This window comes from Nonomuraea sp. NPDC001636 (assembly GCF_040298265.1).
Lineage (GTDB): Bacteria > Actinomycetota > Actinomycetes > Streptosporangiales > Streptosporangiaceae > Nonomuraea.
This window is the reverse complement of the sequence record NZ_JBEOZT010000071.1, coordinates 1-6,726: the sequence shown is the minus strand read 5'-3', so window position 1 is coordinate 6,726 and position 6,726 is coordinate 1. Positions and strand designations below refer to the sequence as shown.

The window sequence follows — 6,726 nt, the reverse complement described above, 5'->3', positions numbered from 1 at the left end:
TCGTTCTTCTTGGTCGTTGAACCAACTACCGGAGACCTCTTCGTTCAACGATCACCGACACGCCCCACACGTGATCTTTCGAAACACGGCCTAGCGCCCCGCCATCGGGGGTGGCGACCTGGACGCAAGCCTTGATCGCGCAGCGGCTGGCCGAGGTAGGCATCTCGCCATCGCAGGTTGGCCGGATCCTGGCCGAGGCGGACCTGCGACCGCATAAGGTCCGCGGTTGGCTGAACCGCCTCGATGACGAGCAGTTCTGGCACCTGGCCGCACAGGTATGTGATCTCTATCTGCGGCCACCGGCCGATGGCGTGTTGCTCAGCGTGGATGAGAAGACCAGCATGCAGGCCAAGCCTCACAAGTATCCCGAACGGGCGGTCGATAAGGGGCAGGCCGCACGCCGCGAGTTCGAGTACATCCGGCACGGCACCGTCTCTATCCTGGCCGCGATGGATGTGGCCGACGGCCAGGTCTGGGCTGAGCGAATCGACCGCAACAACTCGGTGACCTTCATCGCCTTCTTGGCGATGCTCGACAAGGTGATCGATCCGCGCCTGACCATCTATCTGATCATGGACAACGGGTCCAGCCACACCTCCCGCGCCTGGCTGACCGCGCACCCACGGTTCAAGGTCACCTACACACCCAAGCACGCCAGCTGGCTGAACATGATCGAGATGTGGTTCTCCGCGCTCACCCGTCGCCTGCTGCGACGTGGCGAGTTCACCTCCCGCGAGGACCTGATGGCCCAGATCGACGACTTCACCATCCGTTACAACGCGACAGCTCGACCTTACCGCTGGCGCTACGACGCCCGTGTGGAACACGACCGCTATCTCGTTCGCCGCAGCGACTAGCTAGACCTGGACGCCGTGCCGCAGGATCCGTAGGAGGCGCTGCGTGTGGCCGGGGTCGGTGCCGGTCATGGCCGCCGCGCTCGTCAAGGCCAGCAGGTCAGCCACGTCGAGATCGGAGCGGACGGTGCCCTCCTGCTGCGCGCGAAGCAGGAGGCCCGACGCGGCCGACCTCATCGACTCGTGCCAGCGGTCGAACAGTTCCGCCCGCCTGCTGTCCGTGGCGCCCATGGCGAGGGCGCGTTTGGTCGCGACGTGGATGACGAAGCGATCCAGCCAGTCGAAGAGCGCGTCGGCCGCCGAGGGTTTGTACAGCAGCGCCTGGCCCTGCTTGCACAGCTCGGCCACCTCCTCGGCGTAGACGGCGACGAGCAGGTCGCCGCGCGTGGGGAAATGCCGATAGAGGGTGGCATTGCCTACTCCCGCGCGTCGCGCGATGTCGTCCAGCGCCACGTCGGACCCCTGCTCGTCGAAGAGCTCCCTCGCCGCCGAGATCAGCGACTCGGCGTTCCTTGCTGCATCCGCTCTGCGTGCCATGAGCTCGCTCCAAGGTTGTAAATGGGGACATCCCCGCTTACTGTAATGGACGCAAACGGGGGACTCCCCAGTTCATGGACCTGGAGGATATTCATGGCATTTACCGCCGACGACCGCATCGCCGTCACCGAGCTGATCTCGATGCACGGTCACCTCATCGACGGTGGTGAACTCGACCGGCTGGACGAGCTGTTCACCGCCGACGTCGTCTACGACGTCAGCGATTTCGGCTTCGGGGTCGTACAGGGGCTGACCGCGATCCGCGAGGCGGCGCTCGCGCTGGGCGAGGGCAATCCGGTCGGGCATCACGTGACCAACATCATCCTCACCGAGGTGACCGACGATCACGTACGCGCCCTGTCCAAGGGCATCGGCATCATGGCAGACGGCACATGCGGAAGCGCCACCTATGAGGACACAATCTCGCGCGGGAACCGCGGCTGGCGGATCACCCACCGCAAGGTCCTGGCGCGGCGGGCGCCTATGGGCGCCAGATAGCCGCGAGCGTTCTCCCGTCACGAACAGTCGGCAACCCCTCAGGGATCTCTGCGGCGCTGCACTAGGCCGCGTTTTCAAATGATGATGAGGGGTCGCGGCGTGGCGGTCGTTGGTAATTGACGAGGCCTCCGGTAGTTGGTTCAACGACCAAGAAGACCCAAGTACCGGAGACCTCGTGGCCAGCGTAGCGGCGACGAGGCGGCACGACCTGACCGACGGGCAGTGGGCAGCGCTGGAGCCAGCTGTTACCCACGCCCTCGGACCGCGGTCGTCCGCCGAAATGGAGCAGACGCCAGTTGATCGACGCCATCCGGTGGCGGATCCGGACTGGCGCACCATGGCGGGACGTCCCCGAGGCGTACGCGCCCTGGTCCACGGTCTACGGCCGGTTCCGGCGCTGGCAGCGTGACGGCACCTGGGCCAAAATCCTTGCCGCGTTGCAGACGCGGGCGGACGCCGCCGGGAGGATCGGCTGGACGGTGAGCGTGGACTCCACGACCAGCCGTGCCCATCAGCATGCCGCGGGGGCGCGCCGGGACGGTCACCTGCAGAAGGAACCGCCCGGTGGGATGGGAAACGAACCGGACGATCACGCGCTTGGCCGCTCGCGGGGCGGGCTGACCACCAAGACGCATCTGGCCTGTGAGCAGGGCCGTAAACCCCTGGCCCTGCTGGTGACGGCCGGTCATCGGGGAGACAGCCCGCAGTTCATCGCGGTGCTGGCCAAGATCCGGGTCGGCCGCCTGGGTGGCGGCCGGCCCCGGACCCGTCCCGATCTGGTGCTGGCCGACAAGGCTTACACCAGCAAGGCCAACCGGACTCATCTGCGCCGGCGAGGGATCAAGGCGTGCATCCCGAGCAAGGCCGATCAGGACGCCCACCGGCGCGCCAAGGGTTCCAAAGGCGGACGGCCTCCTGCTTTCGACCCCGGCCTCTACCACTGGCGACACGCTGTGGAGTGCGGCATCAACCAGCTCAAGCGGAACCGCGGCATGGCCACTCGCTACGACAAGCTCGCCGTCCGGTTCGAGGCAACACTCACCATCGCCGCGATCGACCAGTGGCTCAAGGCCTTATGAAACACCGCCTAGTCGCGCTCGGCGAAGCGGGCCTCGCGGCGCTCGATGATCCGGCGGGTGTACGGGATGAACTCGACGACCCGGCTGCCGAGGTACGCACCGATGAAGGCGAGGACCAGCAGGACGAACGGGCTGGTCGAGAAACCGTTCATGGTCACGAAGGCATGCAGGGTCACGTCGAGCATGGGAACTCCGGGGGAATGAGCACAGCAGGGCGGCAATCAGGGTAACCGGGAAGTGCCGATGCTCGCCGCCAAAACGGATAAAGGGCAACAAGTGATCTCTTGTTGCCCTTTATCCGATGAACCGGTGATCAGTGGAAGAAATGGCGGGTGCCGGTGAAGTAGAGGGTGACGCCCGCCTGCTCACAGGCGTCGATCACCTCCTGGTCCCGGATCGAGCCGCCCGGCTCCACGATCGCCTTGACCCCGGCCTCGATCAGCACCTGCGGCCCGTCGGGGAATGGGAAGAACGCGTCGGAGGCGGCGGCCGAGCCGGCCGCCCGCTCCCCCGCCCGGCTCACCGCAAGGCGGCAGGAGTCGACCCGGTTGACCTGGCCCATACCCACGCCCACCGTGGCGCCGCCGGCGGCCAGCAGGATCGCGTTCGACTTCACCGAGCGCGAGGCGCGCCAGGCGAAGGCCAGGTCGGCCAGCAGCTCGGGCGAGGCGGCCGCGCCGGTCTTGAGCTCCCACGCCGACGGGTCGTCGCCCTCGGCGTCGATCCGGTCGACCGCCTGCAGCAGCAGGCCGCCGTCGACGCGGCGGAACTCCAGCGGCTGGGACGGCCCCTCCGGGCAGCGCAGCAGGCGCAGGCTCTTCTTGGCCCGCAGCACCTCCAGCGACTCCGCGCTGAAGCCGGGGGCCACGACGACCTCGGTGAACACGTCGGCGATCTGCCGGGCCAGCTCGACGGTGACCTCGCGGTTGACCGCGATCACGCCGCCGTAGGCCGAGACGGGGTCGCAGGCGTGGGCCTTACGGTGGGCCTCGGCCACGTCGGCGCCCACGGCGATGCCGCACGGGTTCTGGTGCTTGATGATGGCCACGCACGGCTCGGCGAAGTCCCAGGCCGCCCGCCAGGCCGCGTCGGAGTCGAGGTAGTTGTTGTAGGACATCTCCTTGCCGTGCAGCTGCTCGGCGTTGGCCAGGCCGCCGGAGCCGGCGGTGTAGAGGGCGGCGCGCTGGTGCGGGTTCTCGCCGTAGCGCAGGATCGCCTTGCGCTCGTACGCGACGCCGGTGAACTCGGGGAACTCCTCCTCCCCGCCCGCGTACGGCCCGGCGAACCAGTTGGCCACGGCCACGTCGTAGGCGGCGGTGTGGGCGTAGGCGACACCGGCCAGGCGGCGGCGCTCGTGCAGCGTGAACCCGCCCTCGTCCAGGGCGGTGAGCACGTCGCCGTAGGCGCCGGGGTCGACCACGACCGCGCAGGTGGCGTGGTTCTTGGCGGCGCCCCGGATCATCGCGGGCCCGCCGATGTCGATCTGCTCGACGCACTCCTCGTCGGAGGCGCCGGAGGCCACCGTCTGCTGGAACGGGTAGAGGTTGACCACCACGAGCTGGAACGGGTCGATCTCCAGCTCGTCGAGCTGGGCCACGTGGCTGGGCTTGGTGAGGTCGGCCAGCAGGCCGGCGTGCACGCGCGGGTGCAGCGTCTTGACCCGGCCGTCGAGGCACTCGGGGAAGCCGGTGAGCTGCTCCACCTTGGTCACCGGGATCCCGTGGGACGCGATCGCGGCGGCCGTGCCGCCTGTCGACACGATCTCCACGCCGGCGCCGTCGAGTGCCCTGGCCAGCTCTTCGAGCCCGGACTTGTCGTAGACAGCGATCAGCGCGCGCCGGATGGCGATGCGAGTCACGTGCTTTCCCCTCCTGATTGGTTGCCGATGCGGACGGTGCGTCCGCTGACCGTCCAGCCCTCGCGGGCCATCCGGCCGACGATGTCGACGAGCAGGCGGCGCTCGACGGTCTTGATGCGCTCGTGCAGGACCGGCTCGTCGTCGTCCGGCAGCACGGGCACCGCCTCCTGGGCGACGATCGGCCCCGTGTCGATCCCCGCGTCGGCCAGCATCACGGTGCAGCCGGTCACCTTCACCCCGTGGGCCAGCGCGTCGCGCACGCCGTGGGCGCCGGGGAAGGACGGCAGCAGCGCCGGATGGGTGTTGAGCACGGGGAACGCGTCGAGCGTGGGCGCACCCAAAATCTTCATGAAGCCCGCCGACACCACCAGGTCGGGCTCGTACGATGCGATCCTGGCGGCGAGAGCGGCATCCCAGTCCGCCCGAGTCGCATGATCGCCCAGTTTTTCAACAAATGTCGGGACATTTGCCCTGGTGGCCCTGGCCAGGCCCTCTATGCCGTCCCGATCCGCGCCCACCGCCACCACGCGCGCACCGTACGACGGGTCGGCGGAAGCGTCCAGCAGGGCCTGTAGGTTGGTTCCAGAGCCGGAGACGAGGACGACGAGCCGCCCAGCCTTTGACACGCACACTCCAAAGAATGGAAACAGGGTGGGGCTGACAGGGTATCTGTTCCTCGCCCGGCGACGCAGAGGAGGTCAGGTGTCGACACCGGTGCAGGCACCGGCGGGTCAGCAGCCCGCCGATTCAGCGGGTCGCCGTGCGATCTGGTTGTCCATCGCGGCGCTGGCCATGACGTTCATGTTGCCGCTCGCCGGCCTGGTCATGGCCCTGTTCGCGCTCATGTCGGGCATCCGCGCGCTGCCGCGGCTGCGCAGCGCCCACAAGCCCACCGGCACGGCCGTCGGCGGCATCACCATCTCCTCCATCGCGCTGGCCCTGTCGGCGATGGCCACGGGGATGCAGCTCTACCTGATGGACGAATACTCCGCCTACCAGGAGTGCATGAAGGGCGCGGGCACGGTCTCGGCCCAGGGCGAGTGCTTCACCCAGTTCCGTGACGCCGCGCAGCGCAAGCTGCCGCCCGACGTCCTCCAGCTGCTCGGGGCGATGCAGTCCTAGGCACAGGGCCGGTGGCCCGCACGTCCTGCCCACATGGATCGTCTCAAGCGGCTCGGACCGGCGGCGGCAGCCCTCCTGCTGCTGGCCGCCTTCGGCCACGGCCCGGCGCCTGCCCTACCCCGTCCTCCGGACGCCGCGTCCTCCGTCGAGGAGATCGCCGAGCGTCTGCGGGGCGATCTCGACGAGGAACACCGGGTTGATCCGTCTCTCGAACTGCTGGCGCCGTGCCGGACGGAGACCGGGACGATGGCGCGGCTGCCGCCGCGGGGCGTCCCCGCGTACGCGGCCGGACTGCGGGTCGCCGAGCTTCCGGCGTCGCTGTCCGTCAGGTTCTGGGTGACTTCGCCCGCCGAGGCGAGCGTCCTGCTGGACGCCTCGATGCGGGCAGCCGACCTATGCGGACGGGAGCCGGAGGGCGTGGTGACGGGCAGCACGGTCCTCGATCTCGCCGAGCCCGGATGGCGCACGGTGGAGGTGCTGGTCACCGAGCCGGGCAGCTCGGACAACGGCGACGTGGGCACGACGGCGACGGTGGTCGCGGCCTGCGGCGCGCTGCTGGCCGAGGTGTCGTGGTACTGGACGATCGAGCAGGGCGCCCGGCTCGACCCGCACTGGGTGGGCCAGGGCGAGCAGGCGACGAGGTCCGTTCTCGCCGCGCTGGGCGGCGCCCCGGCGTGCCCCGCCTAGGCCGTGTTTCGAAAGATCACGTGTGAGGCGTGTCGGTGATCGTTGAACGAAGAGGTCTCCGGTAGTTGGTTCAACGACCAAGAAGAACGAA

Annotated in this window: 7 protein-coding genes and 2 pseudogenes; 5 read left to right on the top strand and 4 right to left on the bottom strand. The window is 68.7% G+C overall.

What is annotated here, in order from left to right; translation table 11 throughout:
- Window positions 1-104 precede the first annotated feature (104 nt).
- Window positions 105-857, top strand: a pseudogene (locus tag ABT158_RS50745) (IS630 family transposase); the annotation flags it as partial.
- Here the strand turns inward: ABT158_RS50745 and ABT158_RS50740 are convergent.
- Entirely contained in the window at window positions 858-1,391 is a 534-nt protein-coding gene (locus tag ABT158_RS50740; RefSeq protein ID WP_352366624.1) for a TetR/AcrR family transcriptional regulator, read from the bottom strand. It lies immediately after the preceding pseudogene.
- Between the two features lie 93 nt (window positions 1,392-1,484).
- On the opposite strand from ABT158_RS50740, the gene ABT158_RS50735 reads away from it, so the two are divergent.
- The gene (locus tag ABT158_RS50735) at window positions 1,485-1,889 is read left to right on the top strand and encodes a nuclear transport factor 2 family protein (protein ID WP_352366622.1); all 405 of its coding nucleotides are present in this window, start codon (window positions 1,485-1,487) and stop codon (window positions 1,887-1,889) included.
- 175 nt (window positions 1,890-2,064) lie between these two features.
- Window positions 2,065-2,968: pseudogene (locus ABT158_RS50730) on the top strand (IS5 family transposase).
- 8 nt (window positions 2,969-2,976) lie between these two features.
- Here ABT158_RS50730 and ABT158_RS50725 read toward each other — a convergent pair.
- The 3 genes from ABT158_RS50725 to purN form a co-directional block, all read right to left on the bottom strand.
- Window positions 2,977-3,153: a hypothetical protein gene (locus ABT158_RS50725; RefSeq protein WP_352366620.1), complete on the bottom strand. Its 177-nt coding sequence runs from the start codon at window positions 3,151-3,153 to the stop codon at window positions 2,977-2,979.
- A gap of 128 nt (window positions 3,154-3,281) precedes the next feature.
- On the bottom strand, window positions 3,282-4,826 hold the full coding sequence (gene purH, locus ABT158_RS50720) for a bifunctional phosphoribosylaminoimidazolecarboxamide formyltransferase/IMP cyclohydrolase (protein ID WP_352366618.1): 1,545 nt from the start codon (window positions 4,824-4,826) through the stop codon (window positions 3,282-3,284).
- Window positions 4,823-5,452: a phosphoribosylglycinamide formyltransferase gene (gene purN / locus ABT158_RS50715; protein WP_352366616.1), complete on the bottom strand. Its 630-nt coding sequence runs from the start codon at window positions 5,450-5,452 to the stop codon at window positions 4,823-4,825. The genes purH and purN overlap by 4 nt, the downstream gene beginning before the upstream one ends.
- A 76-nt stretch (window positions 5,453-5,528) precedes the next feature.
- Between purN and ABT158_RS50710 the strand changes: the two genes are divergently transcribed.
- Entirely contained in the window at window positions 5,529-5,948 is a 420-nt protein-coding gene (locus tag ABT158_RS50710) for a hypothetical protein (RefSeq protein WP_352323906.1), read from the top strand.
- Window positions 5,949-5,981: 33 nt separating this feature from the next.
- Window positions 5,982-6,635, top strand: coding sequence for a hypothetical protein (locus ABT158_RS50705; protein ID WP_352366614.1), 654 nt, complete (start codon window positions 5,982-5,984; stop codon window positions 6,633-6,635).
- Window positions 6,636-6,726 lie beyond the last annotated feature (91 nt).